The following is a 22,478-nucleotide window of genomic DNA, read 5'->3' on the forward strand; positions in this document are numbered from 1 at the left end:
AGCCGACGAAGATAAGCATTGTTGGAAAACAAAAGCGATGCATGATGAATCCATCGATGCTTGAAGCAGTATTAAAGGCTGGATTTAGTAGTTAGGTTAAAAATTAAACACTCATGCGGTGACCCTGACACCAACCTGGCTAAAGCAAACCAATGAACTCATTTACCCGTTTTATATTCTGCATCAAACCGTCATTGTGATGTTGGCGTTTTATATTGTGCAGTGGCAGGCGGGAATAATGGTTAAATCGCTCAGTTTACTTGTTAGCGCCTTTATTATTTGTGCAGCTCTGTGTTATTGGGTCATAAAACCTTTTAACTTAATGCGCTATTTATTTGGCCTAAAAATATTGTCTAAGGATTAACATGACAACGTGATATTACACAGGCGCTTTTGTTATTAGAGCCAGTTTTTCTTCAATTGCTTGCAAGCATACTGAGACGTGTAACGGTAAACCAGAGGTAAAAGGATGCATTGAATAGACAGCATTCAGTGGTAATTTATGCTGATTGAATACCGCGGTTAACTCTGGATAATGAGGTAGATGAAAATCAGGAACTAACCCGATACCGACACCTGCTTTTATTAATGAAAGACAAGTATGAAATGAATTGGTTTGACACGATGCTGTCACGTTATAGTGTATATCATCATGATTATCTGACATAAAGTGATGTGCTATTAGTTTACTCTGCCAAGAGTTGGCAATATAACAGGCCTGCATTTGTTGGGCTGGTTGATGCAATGCGTTAACTGAGCACAATACATCTCTAAATGAACCTATTCTTCGCTGCTTTATATTGCTGTCCTTCGACTCGCCAACACGGATTGCTAAATCAATATTATCTCGATTCAAATCTAAGTGAATATCACTACTGATTAAATTCGGTTCAATTAATGGATATTGCTGCATCACGAGGGCGATAGCGGGAGCCACAAGTGTTTCCATTAATGCATTGGGTGCCGTTATTCTTACAATACCTTGAGGGATGGCTAAATGTTGTTGTGCTTGTTGCCAAGCAACATCAGCAGTTTGGTTAAGGACTTGGCAATGTTGATAAAAACTCGAACCTGCACTGGTGAGTATTTGTCTGCGGGTGGTACGTTTAAGTAAAGTCACCCCAATATCCTGCTCCAGTGCTTTTAGGTGTTGGCTGATAACCGACTTAGACAGTTGTAATGATTCTGCGGCAGCGGTTATCGAACCGAGATCGACGATATGAGCAAAAATAGCCATTTGCCGTAATTTATTCATCGTTATTTCCTCGCTAATCATTATTGTTGATTGTATGGTTTTTATTAACAATCAATTCTATTGGTTTAGTTTTTCAGTTGCAATTAGTTCGATATGCTAATGGCTTATTCAATCTGTGGAGTGTAAAGATGTCTTCAACTATTTTAGAAATATGTCAGCAGGGTATTAGTGATTGGCAAAAGGCGTTTAATCGTCAAGATGCAGCAGGTTGCGCAGCACAGTATGCTGAAAATACCATCATGCTTGCTAAACCTTTTGGTGAATTCAAAGGTCGTCAAGCCATTGAATCATTTTGGCAAGGAATAATGGATAAAGGGTTTAAAGATGTTGATTACACACACGTTACTTGGGAGGCTATGGGTGATGACGGCTATATCTTAACTGCTCATTGGACCATGAATAGCGCATTTGGTGTGGTACATCGTGAGCATTGGCAGATACAAGCTGATGGTAAAGCGCGTTTAGCTTATGATGAATTTGAGGTGCAAGGCGAACGATAAACCGAAAATTTAATTAATTCCACTTGCGTATCGAAAGGTTAACCTTCATGTGCCAGAAACTCGATAATTTGTTCCATATTGAGATTGTAGTCGTCAGCTCGAACGCATTTGACAATTAAATCGTCGGTGACGGTAGCCAGGTCGATCTTTTGGCCAACTTCAAAGTGATCCGGTTTTAAATGATAAAACGGTTTGACTAGTGGGCGGATAGGATCTTTAGGGTTGTGACCTTCAACAATGGCCAATCTGTTGGATTCTAACTGCACCACTGCGCCGACAGGGTAAACCCCCATGCAGCGAATAAATTCGTCGACTAAATCTTTGTCGAGCTCATTTTTGTCTGCCAAAGCTCGTAATATACTAAAGGCTTTTACCTGAGCATAACCCTCTTTATAACAACGATGAGACGTCAATGCATCGAAGATATCGCAAATGCTGATCATCCGTCCATACAGGGTGATTTTTTCAGCCGGTACGCCAAAGGGATAGCCTTCACCGTTGAGCTTTTCATGGTGCAAGCTGGCAACCTCTAAACTTAACGGGCTGATGCCAGGGGTGTTCTTCATGATCTCAATGGAGTAACTGGCGTGAGTTTTCATAATATGAAACTCTTCATCGGTTAATCTGTCGGGTTTGTTCAAAATCCGATCGGGGATCATGATTTTGCCGACATCATGTAAAAATGCACCAATCGCTAATTGATTAACAATGGCTTTGTCGATTTTTTTATACACGGCAAACATGGTCATCAATACCGATACCGATACCGAATGTTCTAATAAATATTCATCTTTATTACGGATGTTAATCACGCACGAAAGGGCATTAGGATTATTAAAAATAAGGTCGGTAGACTCAGTGGTAATTTTTTGCACTGGGTCCATGTCTAATGGCAAACCATGCTGGGCATTATGAAACAGCTTTTTTTGAATATCTTTTGATTCGTTAAACACCTGGCGCGCTCTAACGATTTCTTGATTAAAGAAATTCGGTTTTGTTATAGGGCGAGCAGGCGCAACTTGACGAGGTGGCTGTGACTTTGGCGCATGGTCTTTGGTGACCGTTTCTTTAGTGATCACTTCTGTTTTGCTGGTGTCGATTAATAACTTGGTAACCGATTTGCGTTTTAATGCCTCAATAACACGTTCGCTTTTAAGCACGCCAGGCTTTGTGAGCGAAAACGTGTCTTTAGGTTCGGTGATTTCGACCACATACATTCCAACTCGTACGTCAGTAATGTCATGTTCAATCAGCATAAATCGGTTCCTTGAGGCTATTGAGTCGCATTATTGTTATCAACCACAGCGTACTTAATGTGTACGTCATGTTACAAGATAGCTTATTTAATTAGGTAATATAAGCGAAATAACACTACCGAGTTCAAGCTTTACTGCAAAAGTGACATACATTTTTTCGTGTTGTTAATCAATGATGTATTAACCGTAATAAATTGCAGTTTATGCTGAATTTTATTTAAGGTCCAACAGCTTTGAGAGATGAATATTTGTTTGTATTATTTTTGCACGATCTAGTTAGTTCAAGTCATTAAATGATGATGAAACAGCAGGCATTGATCGCTGTCACCTTCAATCGCCCCTGGCGCAAACCTCTTCGTTTTAATTGAACGAATAAGCATCAAGTGCTAACAATTCATACTCAACATCTTGGTGTATTTTGTGAGCTTGAGTGTTGCCACTTGCACCAAGTACCGACATTAACGGTAAGAAATGCTCCTGAGTTGGGTGGTTAAATTGAGCATGCGGAGCAAGTTGTTGGTAGTTCAGTAAAGACTCAATATCATTATTTACCAGCTTGTCTTCAACCCAATACCTAAATTGGTTCATCATGTCGACCCCATTAACGGTTTTAGTGCGCTTAAATACCTCGGCTAAATTATGGCTTATCCCGCCGGAGCCAATAATAAGAATATTGTCATGCTTTAGTGAGGCTAATAATTGGCCATATCGATAGTTTTGTGCAGCTCCAAGTCTCGTGTTGATGGATATCTGCACAATAGGGATGTTGGCTTGTGGGTACATTAACCTCAGTGGGATCCATACACCATGATCCCAGCCCTGTTGGGTGTCTAACATTACCTTGATATTGGCCTGCTCAAATAGCGCTGCTATATGCTTAGCGAGTAAGGGCTCTCCGGGAGCTGGGTAACGAATTTGATATAACTCATCGGGAAAACGATAAAAGTCATGAACCGTCGCGGGATGTTGCCCTGCAGTAATCACGACATCGTGACTCACATCAAAATGTGCTGAAAACACCACAATCGCTTTAGGTGTCGTTATTGTGCGCCCCAAGTGCTGCAAAAAACGCGATGTTGTACTGTTTTCAACGGCCATCATTGGGGAGCCGTGAGAAATAAATAATGGACGTTGTGATGTCATGTTGGCTACCTATTTAATGTATGTGTTATATGCAGTCACAATGGTGATTGTTGATCAATGCAGGATTATATAATGTGTGACCGAGTGGCTTTACCTGGCTTGCTAATCACTATATTACGAGTCATTATGAAGATAAATGTGCTAAAAATTGATAAACAATCAACAGGGTGTTGTTAATTTATGGATAAGCTTGAGACTATGCGAACCTTTTTGACTGTCGTGCAAGAAGGCGCATTTACTAAAGCCGCTGACAAGCTAGATTTATCACCACAACTCGTGAGTAAGTACATTTCGGCTTTAGAGCAAAGTTTACAAACGCGGTTATTGCAGCGCACCACTCGTCGATTGAGTTTGACACAAGCGGGCAGTGAATATTACCAACGCTGTGTGCAAATTATTGCTGATATTGATGATATGGAAACGCGCTTAACTCTGCATACTCAAGTGGTATCGGGTACCTTAACCGTGAGCGCGCCCATGTCATTTGGTACCTTGCACTTACCGCAATTGTTAATGGATTTCCAGCGTATCTACCCCGAAATCACCCTCAACATTAAATTATCTGACATTAAAATTGATATTGTAAATGAGGGCATCGATGTGGCAATGCGTATTGGTCAGTTAGCTGACTCATCTTATATAGGTAAAAAAGTGGCACCGATCCGTATCGCTATTATGGCTTCTGCAGAATATTTAGCGCGTTGCGGTACCCCTAAAACGCCAGCAGAGTTACAACACCATACTTACCTTAAATATGCATATTCAGACGATGCGATGTTGTTTTCAGGTTTCGACGATGCGGCTCACTCGCTTCAATTTAAACAACGTCTGGTGGCCAATAATGGTGAGTTATTGGTGAATACCGCTATTTTAGGGGGTGGGATTATTATTCAGCCCACTTTCATAGCGGGTAAAGCATTAGCTGAAGGTAAACTCGTCCAAATACTCAAGGATTATGAGCCTAAGCCTGTAGGCTTGTATATGATGTATGCTAATCGGCAATATTTGGCGGCAAAGGTGGCTTGTTTTGTTGATTTTGTGAGTCAGTATTATCCTCAAATCCCTTATTGGGACGAGAAAGCGTAAACCGCTAAGTCTGAAGATTTGTTACCCTAGTATTGTTGTTATTTCGGTTAAACCGTTATGTTAAGTGATGAGTTAAATTTTACGCTAAGGATGGGTTTTATGTCTGTAACCGCGCAATTAAGATTATTTGTAGATGTAGTTCAACAAGGCTCGTTTGCTAAAGCGGCGGCGTTACATGATATGGATAATTCGTCACTCTCTAAACAAATTAAAAAGTTAGAGTCGACATTAGGCGTGCAGCTGCTTAACCGCTCTACACGTTCATTTGCGTTAACCTCAGCCGGCGAAGAAATTCTCACCCAAGCGCATATTTTACAAAATACCTTAGATGATATTCAAAACATCGCAGACTCTTACCAGTCTGAACCTAAAGGGATAATTCGAATAACCTCGTCCATCTTTTTTGGTCAACATTATTTGCAGCCGGTGATAAGCCAGTTTATGAAACGTTATCCTCACGTGAAAGTGACGCTGTCTTTAGATGACCGTAAAGCTGATATTATTTCCGATCATTTTGATGTGGCTTTTAGGATGGGACGCTTAACGGAGTCGAATTTAATTGCCAAAAAAATTGCCAAAACCCATTTTGCGATAGTGGCGTCTAACGATTTTATTGAACGTTATGGTATGCCAACGACGCCAGAGCAACTGATAACCTTGCCCGCGGTCATTTATAGCAATGGTGAATCGTCCATAGATGTGATGCGATTAAGCCAGCACCCCCACGGCGAACAGTTTAAAAACTATAAGATGCAAGGCAATTTAAAAGTAAGCGATGTCAGCTCGATGATTGCAGCAGTGGCAGATGGTTTGGGTTATACCATCATTGATTTATTTAACTTAGAAAAGCCGATTGCGGAATTTAATTTAGTGCCGCTGTTAACGAATTATAGTTTGTCGACGATGGATACTGGCATTTATGCCGTGTATCCACATCGTAAACAAACGTTACTAGTGAGTGAGTTTATTAAAGCGGTGCAAGAGTATATTGGGACTCCGCCATTTTGGTTATCGCACATACCTAACTATAAGCAACTTTATAACGGTTCTACCAATGAGTAATATTGCTATTACGGCATTAAACCGTCGACGATATATTGGTTAATATTGTCAGTTGCGGCTAAACGAATCGCTTTAGCTGGGGCGTATTCAGGGTCGTCTAACCACGCCTTTGCAGCTTGAGAATTTGGAAACTCAATGATCACTTTTATTTGGCCTTGTTCACCCAATAAATCGATACCTGAGCCGCTAGCTGCAAGGATAGTGCCGCCATGTTTAGCAACCGTTCCGGCAGTGATTGAATTTGAGCCTGGATTGTATTTTGCGTACAGTTCTGGATCGCTAACATCATAATTAATGATAAAAAATGCGCTCATTTAATTTTCCTTATTATTCGTTTATTTCACTGACAAAATGCATATATTGTTGCATGTCACCCACAACCGCCTGTTCCATTATTGCCCCTGTGATTTTGGCATAAGGTTGGTTGAAATGGATATCCCATACGTCAGACTCTTTACGCCAATGTTCATAAACCACTAAGGTGTTGTCATCATCTTGAACGGTGTAAAGATCAAATAATAAATTACCATTTTCTTGACGAGTGTGTTGAATATGGTCTTCAAACTGTGTCAAAAGAGGCTGGCGAAATTCAGAATGAATTGGGAAAATAAAGAAAATTGAAAATATATCATCTTCGGGATTGGCAGGTGTCATCGCAACTGGATAAGGTTTGGTATCATTTACTTTGTACACTTGTGGAGCGGTAGCTAATGCGTCACCTGATAACGTAATAAAATTTTGGGTATAAGCTTGGTTTTTATGAAACTCAAATGCGGTCGCATCTTGCCAACGTTCGTAAGCAAAGAAAATATTCGGGTTGGTGTTATCAACAAAAATAGCCATATCTGTATTACCCTTTTCTTTACGGGTGCCATTCTTGTTGGTGATTAATGCATCTTTAAAGCTCTGCTGATGTAGAGGCTTTACGGTAAATTTAATTATTTGCGTTAACATGCAATGCTCCAAACTTATGATGTAGTTGTTGAATCAAGTGTTGATATCGATAAGCACTTTAGAGATCGTAACGATGATAAAAAGTGCTTCAAAGGAGTCTGACTCCAATTATTTTTTCAGATAAACTCGTTCTTCATCATTAAAAACCCGCTAAAACAATTTTGCCTTTAGCTTGCTGAGTTTCTAAGCGCTCGTGAGCTCGGCGTAAGTTCGTCGCATTAATCACACCATAATGTTCACCCACAGTGGTTTTAATCTGGCCGCTATCGATTAACTTCGCGACATCGTTAAGCAGTTGATGTTGGGCTTGCATGTCTTCGGTCTTAAACAAAGAGCGAGTGAACATCAGCTCCCAGTGAATTGAAATGCTTTTCATTTTAAACGGCATAATGTCTAAGCTTTGTGGATCGTCAATTAACGCAAATTGACCTTGTGGCTTAATCACCTTTTCTATTTCAATTAAGTGTTCAGAGGTATTGTTTAAACTCACAACATAGTCGACTAATGGCAACTGTTTTTCGGCAAACTGTTCACTCAATTTATAACGATGATTAATAATATGATCAGCGCCTAAGTCTTGTAACCATGACACGGTTTCTGCTCGTGATGCTGTGGCAATAATTTCAAGTTGGGTGAGCTGTTTTAGTAATTGCACCATAATTGAGCCCACGCCACCGGCTGCGCCGATAACCAAAATACGTTTGTTGGCGTTGTCTTTATCCACTTTTAGGCGGTCGAACAATAATTCCCATGCGGTAATGGCGGTCAATGGCAAAGCAGCGGCTTCGTCAAAAGACAAGTTTTTTGGCATATGGCCCACGATACGTTCGTCGACCAGTTGGTATTGTGCATTACTACCTGAACGAGTCACATCACCGGCATACCATACTTTGTCGCCAGGCTTAAACAAGCTGACATTTTCACCCACGGATTTAACGATACCAGCAGCATCAAAACCTAATATTTTCCATTCACCTTCAGGTGCCGGCATATCTTGACGAATTTTAAAGTCGGCAGGATTAACAGACACCGCTTTGACTTCAACCAGAATGTCACGGTCTTGCGCAACAGGCATATCTAACTGAATATCTTGTAATGATAATGGATCGTGTACCGGTAGATTTTGCTGATAACCAATGGCTTTCATGGCAGTAGCCTCTTAATAATATCGTGATGATGAATGAATACATGTGGCAATACGTATACGTAAAATGTGTTGCCCATGAGTTGATATCGCCATTGTGCCGTTTTTAGTTAGCGGTAAAAAGAGCAACTAAAGCCAATCATTATGGATATATATGACCATAATAAGTGGCCGTTATGGTGTTCCGCATTCATAAGTGAGAGGTCACTTATTAATGCGGATTGGTATTAATTGCTTGATAATGATTTAATTATCACTTTGGTTACATTTACTCGCCCAATCACTCAATAACATTCGAGCATGACATGACTATCCCTAATATTGGCTTCAACCATGAAAAAACCAACCAAGCTGAATTAGAGATTATTGAACTGTCTAATTTGTATTGTCGACCTAACATGGAACACGACCCTCAAGCACCTCATCGCGTGTCATTTTTTATGTTGATCTATATTAAACAAGGTGAGGGCAAGCATTATGTGGACTTTACCGGTTATGACTTTAAGGCCGGTTCATTAATCTTTGTGCAGCCAGATCAGGTGCATAGTTTCGATTTTTCGCATCAGCCTCAAGGTAAAGTATTACTGTTTACCCAAGCCTTTTTAGATAAAGTGCATGCCAATATGCGGCTACCTAATTACACCCCAACACATTTAAATCAACAGCATAATCCGCTATTGCAACTCGACAATGTTAACCACGCCCGCACAGAAACGTTGATTAACGAAATACTCACCGAAAGCACAATAGAACCGTCTGAGCCGTTAATTGTCATGTATTTATTTTCAGCGCTCGCCTTGTTATTACACCGCTTACGTCCCGCGTTAAGCCACGATAACTTGTCAACAGACCAAAGCCTTAAGTTATCGAAATTCTTTAGTTCAATGCAACAGCATGCCCATAAAGTACGAGATGCTAATTGGTTTGCGGGGCAAATACACACCACCTACAAAACCCTCAATAACATTTGTAAATTAGCAACGGGCTTAACCGCAAAACAGATGATCGATGCTTATACCATTATCGAGATTAAACGGCGCTTGGTGGTGAGCAATGCAACGACGCAACAGTTGGCTAATGATTTTGGTTTTGACGATACCAGTAATTTTGTGAAGTACTTTAAAAACCAAACACAATTAACCCCTAGCCAATTTAGTAAACTCAATACACATTAATTGATGAACCGTTAATAAAGAGTTGAATAAGTCGTGGTGAACGATACGGTTCGACTTTGACCATTTTTGTGCTCATTTACACTCTACTGGGCTATTTTGTTGCGCGATACAATGTCCTCATTGAAACCAGAGGGCTTACCCATGAATACCATTACTAACAAAATCATCGCAGTTAACAGCACATCAGCAGCGCGTAAATCAATCGTCAGTGCACTTGTTACCAGTGCACTATTGGGTGGAGCCTTAATGTCTGGCAACAGCGTTGCGGCAACCGAAAAATCACAAACTCAAGTCAGCTACAAGCAACAGGTTGTTGAGTTAGTGAGCAGTATTGAAACGGGCAACCCAGCGCCAATTGGCTATATCAACCCTAACAAATACATTCAACATAACTTAGCCGTTGCCGACGGTTTAGCCGGTTTTGGTGCGGTAATGCAGCAGTTACCTAAAGGCAGCGCAAAAGCTCAGGTTAAGCGTGCATTCCAAGACGGTAACTATGTGGTTACGCACACGGAATATAACTTCTTTGGACCTAAAGCGGGCTTTGATATTTTCCGCTTTGAAGACGGTAAAATTGTTGAACATTGGGATAACCTACAAACCATCGCCGCTGCAAATCCAAGTGGTCATAGCCAGTTTGACGGTGCAACAGCAGTGACGGATTTAGGCAAAACCGAGCAAAATAAAACCTTAGTGGCCGATTTTGTAAACACCATTTTGATCAAAGGTGATATGGCCAAAATAGGTCAATTTATTGGTAGTGAAGATACCGATTATATTCAGCATAACCCGAATATTGGCGACGGCTTAAGTGGCCTAGGCAAAGCCTTAGGTGAGCTCGCTAAAATGGACATGCCAATGGTGGTAAAAACTAACCATAAAATATTGGGCCAAGGTAACTTTGTGTTATCGATTAGCGAAGGCACATTCATGCAGCAACATGTGTCATTTTATGACTTGTTCCGTGTGCAAGAAGGTAAAATTGTAGAACATTGGGACACCATTGAAACCATTCCTGCTCAGGCTGATTGGAAAAACAGTAATGGTAAATTTGGTTTTTAATCGCCAATGAGTTGTGTACTACATTTTATAAAACACAGGCCGCTTATCGCGGCCTGTGTTGTTTTATGCACATTGTTTATGGCGTCAGTAATTGCCTTAACGAATGCCTAAATTGCTTAAACATCGGCTCCAGGCTATAGCGATGATGCTGAATGACATCAACATTGGCATGCCAACCCATATCTTTAAACTCACTGGGTAACAACACCAATCGGCCACTGTTAACGTACTCATTGGCGATATGGTTGGGTAATAAACACCAGCCATTGCCCTGCAATGTCAGTTCAAGTAACACATAATAGTTATCGGCATACCAAATGTCTGGGCTTAAGGCGAGCTGAAAGTCACTGGATTTGTTATTGCGTGACCGCATTAGCAATTGTCTATGCAGCTTTAAGTTGGCTAAGTTGTTCGATTCTTGTTGGGCTAATGGATGAGTACTCGCTACGTAGAGATCAAACTTAATTGCCCCAATGGATTCATAATCAATGTGAGAGGGGATCGACAGCTCACTAAAAATAATCCCGGTGACGGCTCTATCTGTGTCAATCAAGTCGACAATATCAATGCTCGATGCGGTAAAAAATTCCAGTGTAGTATTGGGAAAGTCGATTTCTAGTTGATTAACCATACTGGAGAGTTTTTGGAAGGGAATGCCTTCATCTAAACCAATTGTGAGCTCGGAAATAAAAGGTTTATCAAGATGTTGAGCGCAAGAACGTAAGCGTTGATGCTGCGCTAATAACACTTGCGCATGTGATAACAACGTATGTCCCGCCTGGGTAAGTTGTGGGTAACGGCCGCTGCGGTCAAATAGCGCAGCATTGCAGTCTATCTCAAGGTTGATGACATGTTGGCTTACCACAGATTGCGCTTTATTGAGTGAACGCGCCGCCGCTGAAAACGAGCCTGTTTTAGCCGTTGCAACAAACGCCTCGAGTTGATCAATGCTATACATATCGCTTTTCCAGATAGTATCTAACTATTAAGTATCCTTATATTGGATGAGAATAAGCCAAACGTCACCAATAATTGAGTTTATTATGCAAACAAAAGAGAGAATATTCCACGCGGTGTCTTTTGAGATATTGGCAGCAGCCATCATAGTCCCTGTGAGCGCCATGCTCATGGAGAAAAGCACCATCGATATGTTGGTGGTGAGTATCGGCATATCGTTATGCGCAGTCACTTGGAATTATATTTATAATATTTGGTTCGATAAATTATTAGGCAGTGACAGAGTGACGCGTAATTTATCCACTCGTATTGTCCATGCAATGTGTTTTGAAGGCGGCTTGCTAGTGGTAACCCTTCCTGTGGTTTCGTGGTATTTAAGTTTAAACCTAGTTGATACCTTAATGCTTGAAGGCGGCGTGTTGGTGTTTTTCTTTGTTTATACCGGCGTATTCAATTGGCTTTATGATAATTATCAACCTTATCAGCGCTGGTTTGGTAAAACGTCTATCCGTCGTAACCTGACAGAGCCAAATCGTTAAGGTGTTTGAGTATTGCTAAGCTTTTATTCGGCCGTCACGCTTTGATTGAGTGTTTATGCAAGGTTCGGTTCTATCACTGTTACGATGACTGTGGCATCATTACTGGTCATTATTGCGCCGTCATGTCGCTAGGATTAGCCAGTCGATATTGCCATTAAGAAGGACCCAAAGCGTGAAATATTACCATCAGTTTCGGGTCGCCTCGGTATTTGTCTGGATATCATTTGCCTACATATCTCTATTTGCTTATTCAGTCTGTGCAGATACATTGGTGCCCTTTACCAGTGATGGCTGCAGCTCGTTTCCTAATGGGACCTTTGAGCAAAGTGAATTATGGTTGGCATGTTGTCAAAAACACGACTTTGATTATTGGAAAGGCGGCACATTTGATGACCGCTTAGCATCAGATAAAGCGTTACGTGTTTGCGTCGCTAATGTTGGCCAACCGCAGATTGCGTTATTGATGTTAGCTGGCGTTCGAGTGGGTGGTTCGCCTTACTTACCGACACAATTTCGTTGGGGTTATGGTTGGCCGTATCCAAGGGATTATGGTGCATTAACGCCAGATGAGGATCAGCAAGTCGAGTTGTTGACCGCCCCGCTAGTGGATCCAAAATAAACTCAGTTATGTTAACGATCTAAACTAAAAAGTCTTAACGATTAATCTATAGCGTTAATATTTAACACTCCACGACGAACTTAACATCGTGATATAGACACTTGTCGATGTGCTATTAGCCGTTTCAGTAGCATCCTCTCACATTAAAGAACACGCTTATCTGTCAACTCCTGACATAGATCAACAGCACTTTTAGCAACACTTTTAACAGCATTCATAACAGCACTTCTAAAAACATTTTTAACGATACCATCCAAGCTACTTTTCCACGTTGCAGGTGTTTATTTAATCGATAATGTTTGATTAAGCTTACGCGTGAACATGTTTTATCCGATAGTTCTGGTGATTTACACAGTCTGTATCATGGATGGTAACCTCATCACCCAGCAGGTTTTGCTGCAAAGTAATAACGATTTTCTTAGCGCTCCACTATTAAGTGGTTGTATTTCATGTAAATTCTTGTTTTGGCGATTAGTTTTGCTCATCAACTCATACACAATCAATGACTAAGTTGGTGCATTTGTTTATCATCATGACTTGCACAGCTAATGTTGTTCAGCATACAATCGTGCGCTGAAATTAAGCTAACACCTGTACGCTAAAATGAATGTATTATCTCGACTGAACAATATCACTGCGAAAACCTTATTTCACACAGATTCGATAGGCAGTTATTTTGAGCCTATTATGCAACGTATTAAACCCGCTTGGCGCACTCATTGGTTTCGGGCAAAAGTGTTGGGGCATGAGTTGCTTGGTGCCGATGTTTTGCAGTTAGACTTGTCTCCAGAAAAAGCCTGGCCGCAAGCAAAAGCTGGCCAACATGTGTTACTGACGGTAGAAATTAATGGCCGTTTAATGACCCGACCTTTTTCAATATCGTCAGCGCCCGAACAATCTCATAGCCAATACCTAAAAAAGCGTGTGATTCGTTTAACCATTAAAACGAATGCTGATGGGGCTTTTACTGCAACATTGTTGGCGAACATTGCCACGGGTGGATATGTCAATTTAAGCGCGCCACAAGGTGAGTTTATATTAAGTGAGAGTGTCCTTACTCAACCGTCAACACCATTGTGGTTTGTGGCGGCAGGCAGTGGCATTACGCCCTTTATGGCTATGCTCAACCAGCTGGTGTTACTACCACAACAACCAAAAAACCCCATTCAATTGGTTTACTTTGCCAAGGCCGGTGAGCATTTGTATGTCGATGAACTCATGGCATTGCAGCAGCAATTAAGCCAGTTTCAAGTGCAATTACTTATTCGTAAAAATGGTCACAACTTAACTGACGCACTGAGTACCTGCAACGTGCAAAGCCAGGTGTTGATATGCGGTCCAAGCCAGTTTAAGGATGATGTTGAACAGCAGTTAGATGTAATGAAACACCCCAAAGCGCAGCGCCAGGCAGAGTATTTTCAGGCGCCAACGTTTGCGAAAACCGCAGCAGGTGAGCAACACGTCCATTTAACTCAACGTGGGCAAACATCTCAGCTTGTGTTAGCCGCAAAGGACACCTTGCTCAGTGGCTTAGAGCAACAAGGCATTAGTGCTAATTTTGGCTGCCGCATCGGTGTATGCCATCAATGCCAGTGTGTTAAAAAATCGGGCGTTGTCAGAAATCTGCGTACGGGCGAATTATCGCAGCCGGGCGAGCAATTAATTCAATTATGTATTTCTCAGGCGGTAACGCCGCTTGAGCTGGAGCTGTAGTTCGATGAATAAAAATATTAATTTTGAGCAGTTAGCCACTGAGCTTGATGAGTTAAAGCGTCAAACACTCGCTCAAGTTGGCGCAAGCGACGCAGCTTATATCCGCAAGGTTATTGTATGGCAACGGTCGTTAGAGTGGGGCGGTCGTGCATTATTAATGCTGGGTTTTCTGCATCCCGTATGGTGGATTATTGGTGTATTGAGTTTAGCCAGCGCTAAAATTCTCGATAACATGGAAATTGGTCACAACGTGTTACACGGTCAATATGATTGGATGAACGATCCTCATATTAACTCGCGCCAGTTTGACTGGGATATTGCCTGCGACGGTAAAAGTTGGCAGCGTATTCATAACTATGAGCATCACACTTATACTAATGTGATTGGTAAAGATCGTGATTTTGGTTATGGCTTACTGCGCTTGTCGAATGACTTTACATGGCGACTTAAAAACCTGTGGCAATTTATCACTTACATATATTTAAGTGTGTTATTTCAATGGGGGGTGTCATATCACGAGCTTGCCGCTGAGCGTGTGTTTATGGGCAAAAAGAAACAAGGTAGGGCATCTAAAGTTGATGCGAATGAGCTCAAACGTCGTTTCTTTAGTAAAGGCGGTAAGCAACTAGTGAAAGATTATGTGGTATTTCCATTGATTGCTGGGCCACTATTTCTGTGGGTATTGGTGGGTAATTTAATTGCTAACTTACTGCGTAACCTGTGGACTTCAACCATTATTTTCTGTGGTCATTTCACTTCCGATGTTCACACCTTTAGCCAGGCTGAGTGTGAAAATGAAACGCAAGGGCAATGGTATTATCGCCAGGTATTAGGCTCGTCGAACATCAAAGGCGGTAAGCTATTTCATATTTTAACGGGCCACTTAAGCTTTCAAATTGAACATCATTTGTTTCCTGATTTGCCGTCGTCACGTTACCAGCAAGTTGCGCCCCAAGTGCAGGCGATACTTTCTCGTCACGGTATTGCGTATCACACCGGGCCTTTTTTACGTCAATATAGCCAAGTGGTTAAGCGTATAGTGCGATACTCGTTCCCTTGAAGCGTGTTATGCCTCTTGTTTGGGTTAAAGATTAAGTATTAGAGATTAGCCAATAAGCATGTGATTTGACGTGCTTATTGGTCGTCATGTTTGATAACATCGCAGAAATTGTTTGATTAACAAGATATCCCATGGCACATACAGATAGCGGTGTAAGAGCGGTCGCAGTACTTGAGGCCAGTAAAGGTTTATTAGCATTGCTCGTCGCCATTGGCTTACATGCCTATGCGGGGCAAAATCTATCGTTACTCGCCATTGATCTGGTGACCCATTTACATTTAAATCCTGCCAGTCATTACCCCAGTATTTTTATTGCCGCTATCGGTTCTATCTCACAAACGAGCTTAACATTAATGGCGTTAGGGGCTGCAGCTTATACTTTAGTGCGGTTTATCGAAGCCTACGGTTTGTGGCATAACTTGCGCTGGACCCAATGGTTTGCATTAGTCAGTGGGGCCATTTACCTTCCTTTTGAGCTGTACGAAATGATTCATCATTTTAGTCTGCTCAGTGTCATCATATTGCTCATTAATCTTGCGATAGTGCTGTATATGTTTCGGGTATTGTTTCCTAGAGTGTCATAGCGATGATTTTACGTATTGGTCTGAAATGTTGCTCTGAGGTTAAATAGATTAAAAATTGTAAATCTAATAGTTTTTATGATTTAAAATGATCTAATATCAATTGCATAGAGTATAAATAAACTTAGATTTTAACAATACAGCGTCAAAGCTGAACAAGATCAATATTACCAACGTAATAGACGTTGTATTGTTGTAGTGATTCATTCATCAACATAAGGAGTTAACATGACAGACATCGATATTGGTATCAACAAAGATGACCGCCTTAAAATTGCTGAGGGTTTGAAGAGCTTATTAGCTGATTCATATACACTTTACTTGCAGACCCATAACTTCCATTGGAATGTCACCGGAATTCATTTCCGTGAGTTACATTTAATGTTTGAAGAGCATTACACAGAGCTTGCCACCGCAGTAGATGATATCGCAGAGCGCATTCGGACACTTGACGTCGCAGCGCCAGGCACATACAAAGAATTTGCTCGTTTAAGCTCGATTAAAGAAGTCGAAGGCGTACCTTCTTCAGCAGATATGGTTGATTTACTGACTAAAGGCCATGAACAAGTGGTTAAAACATCACGCGCAGTGCTTAAATTAGCCCAATCCGCTGATGATGAGTCAACGTCAGCGTTAGTGTCTGACCGTATGCGTATACATGAAAAAACCGCATGGATGTTACGCGCAACCCGCAAGTAAGCGTGCTTTAACAACACATATCGTTATAAATCGCTGGCTTTAGCCAGCGGTTTTTGTTTCTGGCTAGAAAAAGCCAACCAAACCCGTTAATGTATGTTTTTTATTTTATGATGATGCTACCGTGACCGAAAATACACTGCTTACTGAACTTGCTAAACACTTATTTGCACAACGAAATCACGCTAATCCTAACGCCGATTTTGAGGCTTTTACTGCACAAAATATTGACCAGGCTATCATAGTGCAACAAAAAATGGCTGCATTAAATGGTCATATTGCCGGCTGGAAATGCCTTGTTCCGCAAGCAAACGATCAACTTATTGTGGCGCCGATTTTACAAGCGGCTGAACATGGCCAGCAGTGTGGCATTATCCCAACGATAAAAAATGAGCTGGCTTTAGCACTTATTGAGCCTGAAATCGCTTTCATCTTAGGCGAGGATATTGAGCCTTATCAACACTACACTGATGATGAGATTGACAGTGCTATTAGCGCGACCCATATGGCATTGGAATTAATTCAAAATCGTTTTAGCCGCGACAGTCAACCAAGCTATTTAGAAAAGCTCGCTGATGGTTTAAGTAACCAGGGGGTGTATATTGGCCCTCAAATTCCTAAGTCGGTTGCTTATCAAGCAAGCCATGTTGATGTTGTGGTAACGGCAAATAATCACCAGCAGTCTTTTAACGGTAAGCATCCGTGTGAACTGCCGCAATTACCTGTGTATTGGATGATTAACTACTTAGCACAAAAGGGCATAAAACTCAGTGCAGGACAGGCGATCATTACCGGTTCCTATTGCGGCGTGGTAAAAGTGCCGATGGCGACAGAAGTCAGTATTGAATATAAAGACATTGGCCAATTTAGCGTCAGCTTTGTTGATGCATTAGCGTAAATCTGCTGCGGATTTAGACAAAAAAAGCGCCTTAGGCGCTTTTTTTATTTGGATTCTAATTGAGTAAAAAACTCTTCAAGTTCTTGGTTAACCGTGTCGGTATCGCCGGTGGCTTTTAAGTACGAACGTAGGCCAATAATGTGTACCTGGAGTTTTTTAGCTATTTTGTGTTTATCAAGTTGTGCGGGCAAATCACCTTGTTGTTGTGCTTGTTCCACAATATTAGCGAACCGATGTTCAACCTGAGTGAGTAGATCCTTTGCGATATCTAGGGTTTCTTGATGTGATTCATCAAGTTCAGCAAGTGTGCGCATCACCATGCACAATTCACTGGGCACTTGGGCACAGCAAGGTACTATCAGGCTGCGAAGATACTGTTTCAATCCAACCCACGCGCGATCATCTTGAGCTAATTGCTCATTAAGAGCCTGCGTTGAAGTTTCAGCATAATGTATTAACGTTTGATTAAATAAATCTGCCTTGCTACCAAATGCGGCATAAATGCTGCCTGGTCGCATATCCATAATGGTTTGGATTTCTCGCGTAGAAGTGGCCAAAAAACCTTTTTGCCAAAACAGATTCTTTGCTTTTTCAAGTACATCTTCGCGATCAAATTTAGAAATATTAGCCATGAGCCCCTCTTTAGTTACTCTCATTTTACGATATACCAAGGAGGTAAGGCCAGTTTATTGCATTAATTTTTAATCACGAATGGTTATAGCCCATGTCTATTTGACTCTACATAACGCTAAAAAAACGCAAAGTAGTGCTTTTGCTCTACTTTGCGTTATTAACAAGGGAGAGTTGGCTATATAGGATTACGACCACACACCGTCTTCGGTTTTACCTTGAATTTTTACATCAGCCAGTTTGAACTCTGGTTTGTTAGTGGTTTTAAGCTTAACTTGATAGTCGCGGGTTAAATTTACGATGGTTGGCGTTAACAGCATCAATGCACTGATATTCACCACCGTCATTAAGCCCAGTGCCATGTCGGCCATGTTCCACACCTCTTTTAAGCTGGCGTTTGCGCCCCAATACACCATGCCTAAATACAACAGGGTGTAACCGGTACGGCCATAAATATTATCCAGCTTAAACAGGTGTAAATTACTTTCGGCATAGGCGTAATTGGCCACCACAGAAGTAAAAGAGAATAGGGTGATAATAATGGCCACAAACATATCGCCGCTGATGCCCATGTGGTGCGTCATGGCATTTTGAGTAATACGAATGCCCTCCATTTCGCTGCCGATATTACCTTGCGCCAGTAAAATCACAATCGCGGTACAGCTACACAACACCATAGTGTCGATAAACACCCCCAGCATTTGCACGTAACCTTGCGCAACCGGATGGTTAGGCACCGGCGTCGCACCTGCCGCCGCATGCGGAACGCTACCGGCACCGGCTTCGTTTGAATATAAACCACGTTGAATACCATTTTTTATCGCCGCGCCTAATGCGCCAGCGCCAGCTTCGGTTAAGCCAAAGGCCGAGTTAAAGATATCCATTAATACTGCAGGCACTTGCTGAATATTGATTAAGGTCACCGATACTGCAGCCAAAATAAAGGCGAGTCCCATAAACGGCACAATTAATTCTGCAAAGCGGGCGATACTGCGCAGGCCGCCCATCACAATAATGCCGGCAATAAAGGTGATAACAGCACCTGAATACACACTAGAAATCTCGAAGGTGTGATTAAGGGCATCAGTAATCGTGTTTGCTTGCATAGCACTAAAGCTAATGCCGTAACCTAAAAATAAGCACAGGGCGAACAATATCGCTAGCCAGGGTTTATTCAGCCCCGCTTGAATATAATAAGCCGGTCCACCACGGTATTCTTTATGATCGTCACGGACTTTATACAGCTGGCCTAAGATACTTTCGGCAAACCCGGTCGCCATACCCAGTAGCGCAATCACCCACATCCAAAATACTGCGCCGCTGCCGCCAAGAGATATCGCCATGGCGACGCCAGCTAAGTTACCGGTACCTACCCGGGCAGATAACCCGGTACATAAGGCTTGATAAGAACTGATCCCAGATTTATCGCCCTGGGTACTGCCTTTCATGACTTTAAACATGTAAACAAAGTGGCGCAGTTGAATAAACCGTAACTTCAATGAAAACCACACTCCTGCAAATACTAATATGTAGATCAGTACTTGGTATTCGCCCCATAAAACATTATTAGCGAACGACACAATTTCATTAATCATTGAACAAATCCCTTGATTTATCTATTTTTTTTGAGCTTTTTTCTTAGCCGCCTTAAGCTGTCTGACGTTTATATCGTCAGTCCATGAACTCAAAAGTGGGTCAGCATTTTTTATCGGTAACCGCTTAATAAATAGACTGAAATAGAATTAAGTTAAACAGCTCGGTAGAATGGTTATGCAATTAAAGTACATTAATAACACTAAAGGCTTTGAATTTGAAGCGTCGTTAACAGCATATCGATAAAAAAGTCACCTAGTGGTTCATTTCACGGTGGGCTTGTGGGGAGGAGACAATATTGATTGGTTTTTTCGGGTGATATTTACGCAAATGATAAGTGTCGTTAGGTTGATTATTGTTTGCTGTGAGATTATAGGGTTGCGTGAATAAGTTAGGATGATAAATATGGCAAATCTGAATCTGCCTTTTAGTGCAAATCAACAACAATTAGCACTGTTACGATTGGTTAACTGGGGCCTAAAAATAGGCCTTATTGTGTTTGCGGCTGATTTATTTGGCTTAACCACACCGCCAACAACCTTAAGCTATGTATTGATTATCGAAGCGTGTTATGTAGGGTTTAGTTATCGATTTCATCGCCTGAGTATCGATAATCACGGTTTATTGTTTTTAACCTTATTACTCGACACCTTATTTTGGGCCACCTGGTTGTATTTCACCGGCGGTGCCACCAACGCGTTTGTATCATTACTGTTGCTGCCGATAGCCATTTCAGCAATTACCTTACCTCGTTGGGCGCCCTGGTCGTTAACGGCGTTGTCGACTGCGGTTTATAGTTTGATGATTATCAATATTCCTGATCACAGCGTTGATGATACAGTTAACACTGCAGCGGATATGCATGCGGGCCATGATATGAGCCAAATGGCAATGGACATGCCTGCCAATCCCAATATGAGTCACAGCATGAATATGAGCATGGACATGGGCTCACATTATTTAGGCATGTGGTTCAATTTTGTTATTTCAGCGTTAGTGTTAACCATTACCGTGGGCTTTATTGCTAAACGTATTCGGCAAAAAAATGTTGAGTTACGTTATTTACGTGAAGCGCAATTAAGGCAAGAAAAGATCCTTGCCTTAGGTACCGCATCAGCGCAAATGGCGCACCAACTCGCCACGCCATTGGCAACGTTACGCTTATTAGTGGATGAAATATCAGACACTGCCCATGATGCCGAGCAAACTGAATTACTGGCAGATATGCAGCAAGCACTCAACCGCTGTGAAGTGACCTTAAGCGACTTACGCTTAGCGACTGAGTCCATTCGTGAGCAAAAACTGTTGCAACAATCGGTTGCTAAGCTGGTGGCCTTGCTGTCAGAGCAGGTCAGTTTATTAATGCCCGAAACACAATTAAGCCTGCATATTTCCCCTGAAGCAGAAACCGCCATTTTGCATACCGACATGAGTTTACTACCGGCGTTATTGGCGCTCATTCAAAATGGCGCCCAGGCTAGTGAAGACAATCAACAAGGTGCCAAAGTCGACATTAGTATCAGCGTATCGCAATCGTCATCTCGTTCAGTATCTCGTTCGCCATTTACTCAGATAATGCCTCAAGAGATCAGCATTATTATTCGCGACTATGGCGTGGGTATTGCGACGCATTTATTATCTACATTAGGGCGAAAGATGGTTAATAGCCCTAAAGGCATGGGGATTGCGGTATTATTAAGCCACACCAGTTTTGAGCGTTTAGGGGGCAAGTTATACCTTAAAGCGCATCCACAGGGCGGCACAGAAGCCACCGTGACCTTACCATTAGCAGCCAAAGCGGATCACACAGAGGTTTAACGGATATTGTTAAGGGTACATGAGACGTAGATGAATAAATTACTCATAATTGAAGATGATAGCGCGTTAGCGACTATTTTAGCGCGTCGCCTTACTCGCCACGGTTTTGAATGTAAAACCTGTGACAATGCCAGCGACAGCTTGCTAATGGCCAGGCAATTTGTGCCAACGCACATTGTACTCGACATGAAGCTGGCACAAAGCAATGGTTTGTCGTTAATCAAACCGTTAAGGCAGCAATTACCCCATGTGTATATGGTATTGCTCACCGGCTTTGCCAGTATTGCCACTGCAGTAGAAGCGATACGTTTAGGTGCAGATAACTACCTTGCTAAACCTGTCGACACCCAAACCCTGCTCAATGCGCTACATTCATCCAGCACCACTTTTAGTGCAGAACCCGATGAATTTGAAGCCATCGCCGAGCAACCCCTCAATCCCAAACGATTAGAATGGGAGCACATTCAACAAGTGCTCGCCAATAATAATGGCAACGTATCAGAAACCGCCCGCCAACTCGGCATGCATCGCCGTACTTTGCAGCGCAAGTTATTAAAAAAGCCCACGGCGGATAATCGATAGTGTTTAATTTTTTGTTGGGTGGGTATAGATACAGGGTCACCGCATGAGTGTTTAATTTTTAACCTAACTACTAAATCCAGCCTTTAATACTGCTTCAAGCATCGATGGATTCATCATGCATCGCTTTTGTTTTCCAACAATGCTTATCTTCGTCG

The 22,478-nt window shown here is 41.8% G+C and carries 23 protein-coding genes; 14 read left to right on the forward strand and 9 right to left on the reverse strand.

Translation table 11 applies throughout. From position 1 onward, the window contains the following. Window positions 1-379 precede the first annotated feature (379 nt). A complete protein-coding gene (locus AC19MX_RS20595; RefSeq protein WP_498299720.1) occupies window positions 380-1,255 on the reverse strand; it encodes a LysR family transcriptional regulator in 876 nt (291 codons plus the stop codon). Between the two features lie 128 nt (window positions 1,256-1,383). Here AC19MX_RS20595 and AC19MX_RS20600 point away from each other — a divergent pair, with 128 nt between their 5' ends. Continuing rightward, window positions 1,384-1,755, forward strand: coding sequence for a YybH family protein (locus tag AC19MX_RS20600; protein ID WP_498299721.1), 372 nt, complete (start codon window positions 1,384-1,386; stop codon window positions 1,753-1,755). Between the two features lie 38 nt (window positions 1,756-1,793). Here AC19MX_RS20600 and AC19MX_RS20605 read toward each other — a convergent pair whose 3' ends face one another. Next, window positions 1,794-3,011 (reverse strand): cyclic di-GMP phosphodiesterase, encoded by a 1,218-nt coding sequence (locus tag AC19MX_RS20605; RefSeq protein ID WP_498299722.1) that lies wholly within the window; start codon window positions 3,009-3,011, stop codon window positions 1,794-1,796. Window positions 3,012-3,371: 360 nt separating this feature from the next. Continuing rightward, window positions 3,372-4,154 (reverse strand): DODA-type extradiol aromatic ring-opening family dioxygenase, encoded by a 783-nt coding sequence (locus AC19MX_RS20610; protein ID WP_498299723.1) that lies wholly within the window; start codon window positions 4,152-4,154, stop codon window positions 3,372-3,374. Between the two features lie 180 nt (window positions 4,155-4,334). Between AC19MX_RS20610 and AC19MX_RS20615 the strand changes: the two genes are divergently transcribed. Together AC19MX_RS20615 and AC19MX_RS20620 are read left to right on the forward strand one after the other, a co-directional pair. Continuing rightward, window positions 4,335-5,240, forward strand: a complete 906-nt coding sequence (locus AC19MX_RS20615; RefSeq protein ID WP_498299724.1) for a LysR family transcriptional regulator — start codon at window positions 4,335-4,337, stop codon at window positions 5,238-5,240. 99 nt (window positions 5,241-5,339) lie between these two features. Beyond that, window positions 5,340-6,302, forward strand: coding sequence for a LysR family transcriptional regulator (locus tag AC19MX_RS20620; RefSeq protein ID WP_498299725.1), 963 nt, complete (start codon window positions 5,340-5,342; stop codon window positions 6,300-6,302). An 8-nt stretch (window positions 6,303-6,310) separates the two neighbouring features. Here AC19MX_RS20620 and AC19MX_RS20625 read toward each other — a convergent pair whose 3' ends face one another. The 3 genes from AC19MX_RS20625 to AC19MX_RS20635 all read right to left on the reverse strand — a co-directional run bounded on the left by AC19MX_RS20625 (window position 6,311) and on the right by AC19MX_RS20635 (window position 8,403). Next, window positions 6,311-6,616, reverse strand: a complete 306-nt coding sequence (locus AC19MX_RS20625; RefSeq protein WP_498299726.1) for a DUF1330 domain-containing protein — start codon at window positions 6,614-6,616, stop codon at window positions 6,311-6,313. Window positions 6,617-6,629: 13 nt separating this feature from the next. After that, window positions 6,630-7,256, reverse strand: a complete 627-nt coding sequence (locus AC19MX_RS20630; protein WP_498299727.1) for a putative quinol monooxygenase — start codon at window positions 7,254-7,256, stop codon at window positions 6,630-6,632. Between the two features lie 139 nt (window positions 7,257-7,395). Continuing rightward, window positions 7,396-8,403 carry a zinc-binding alcohol dehydrogenase family protein gene (locus tag AC19MX_RS20635; protein WP_498299728.1) on the reverse strand — a complete coding sequence of 336 codons (1,008 nt, stop codon included), beginning with the start codon at window positions 8,401-8,403 and terminating at the stop codon, window positions 7,396-7,398. 302 nt (window positions 8,404-8,705) lie between these two features. Between AC19MX_RS20635 and AC19MX_RS20640 the strand changes: the two genes are divergently transcribed. Continuing rightward, a complete protein-coding gene (locus AC19MX_RS20640) occupies window positions 8,706-9,575 on the forward strand; it encodes an AraC family transcriptional regulator (protein WP_498299729.1) in 870 nt (289 codons plus the stop codon). A gap of 141 nt (window positions 9,576-9,716) precedes the next feature. Next, window positions 9,717-10,637, forward strand: a complete 921-nt coding sequence (locus AC19MX_RS20645) for a nuclear transport factor 2 family protein (protein WP_498299730.1) — start codon at window positions 9,717-9,719, stop codon at window positions 10,635-10,637. A gap of 76 nt (window positions 10,638-10,713) precedes the next feature. Here AC19MX_RS20645 and AC19MX_RS20650 read toward each other — a convergent pair whose 3' ends face one another. Then, a complete protein-coding gene (locus AC19MX_RS20650; protein ID WP_498299731.1) occupies window positions 10,714-11,595 on the reverse strand; it encodes a LysR family transcriptional regulator in 882 nt (293 codons plus the stop codon). 85 nt (window positions 11,596-11,680) lie between these two features. Here AC19MX_RS20650 and AC19MX_RS20655 point away from each other — a divergent pair, with 85 nt between their 5' ends. From AC19MX_RS20655 to AC19MX_RS20685, 7 genes are all read left to right on the forward strand, one after another. Beyond that, window positions 11,681-12,133 (forward strand): PACE efflux transporter, encoded by a 453-nt coding sequence (locus AC19MX_RS20655; protein WP_432403114.1) that lies wholly within the window; start codon window positions 11,681-11,683, stop codon window positions 12,131-12,133. A gap of 217 nt (window positions 12,134-12,350) precedes the next feature. Further along, complete coding sequence (locus AC19MX_RS20660; RefSeq protein WP_498299739.1) at window positions 12,351-12,752, forward strand: hypothetical protein; 402 nt, start codon at window positions 12,351-12,353, stop codon at window positions 12,750-12,752. Between the two features lie 687 nt (window positions 12,753-13,439). Then, a complete protein-coding gene (locus AC19MX_RS20665; RefSeq protein WP_498299732.1) occupies window positions 13,440-14,465 on the forward strand; it encodes a flavin reductase family protein in 1,026 nt (341 codons plus the stop codon). A gap of 4 nt (window positions 14,466-14,469) precedes the next feature. Further along, window positions 14,470-15,525: a fatty acid desaturase family protein gene (locus AC19MX_RS20670; RefSeq protein ID WP_498299733.1), complete on the forward strand. Its 1,056-nt coding sequence runs from the start codon at window positions 14,470-14,472 to the stop codon at window positions 15,523-15,525. Window positions 15,526-15,656: 131 nt separating this feature from the next. Further along, window positions 15,657-16,109, forward strand: a complete 453-nt coding sequence (locus AC19MX_RS20675) for a DUF2127 domain-containing protein (protein ID WP_498299734.1) — start codon at window positions 15,657-15,659, stop codon at window positions 16,107-16,109. Between the two features lie 225 nt (window positions 16,110-16,334). Next, window positions 16,335-16,805, forward strand: coding sequence for a Dps family protein (locus tag AC19MX_RS20680; RefSeq protein WP_498299735.1), 471 nt, complete (start codon window positions 16,335-16,337; stop codon window positions 16,803-16,805). Window positions 16,806-16,926: 121 nt separating this feature from the next. Further along, window positions 16,927-17,700, forward strand: a complete 774-nt coding sequence (locus AC19MX_RS20685) for a fumarylacetoacetate hydrolase family protein (RefSeq protein ID WP_498299736.1) — start codon at window positions 16,927-16,929, stop codon at window positions 17,698-17,700. Window positions 17,701-17,744: 44 nt separating this feature from the next. On the opposite strand, the gene AC19MX_RS20690 is transcribed toward AC19MX_RS20685, so the two are convergent. Together AC19MX_RS20690 and AC19MX_RS20695 are read right to left on the reverse strand one after the other, a co-directional pair. Beyond that, window positions 17,745-18,332: a TetR/AcrR family transcriptional regulator gene (locus AC19MX_RS20690; RefSeq protein WP_432403126.1), complete on the reverse strand. Its 588-nt coding sequence runs from the start codon at window positions 18,330-18,332 to the stop codon at window positions 17,745-17,747. Window positions 18,333-18,518: 186 nt separating this feature from the next. Beyond that, entirely contained in the window at window positions 18,519-19,925 is a 1,407-nt protein-coding gene (locus tag AC19MX_RS20695) for an alanine/glycine:cation symporter family protein (protein WP_432403128.1), read from the reverse strand. A gap of 403 nt (window positions 19,926-20,328) precedes the next feature. Between AC19MX_RS20695 and AC19MX_RS20700 the strand changes: the two genes are divergently transcribed. Together AC19MX_RS20700 and AC19MX_RS20705 are read left to right on the forward strand one after the other, a co-directional pair. Then, entirely contained in the window at window positions 20,329-21,741 is a 1,413-nt protein-coding gene (locus AC19MX_RS20700) for a sensor histidine kinase (RefSeq protein WP_498299737.1), read from the forward strand. Between the two features lie 30 nt (window positions 21,742-21,771). Next, a complete protein-coding gene (locus tag AC19MX_RS20705; protein ID WP_498299738.1) occupies window positions 21,772-22,323 on the forward strand; it encodes a response regulator transcription factor in 552 nt (183 codons plus the stop codon). Window positions 22,324-22,478: the final 155 nt, after the last annotated feature.

This window comes from Shewanella sp. MF05956 (genome assembly GCF_059758055.1).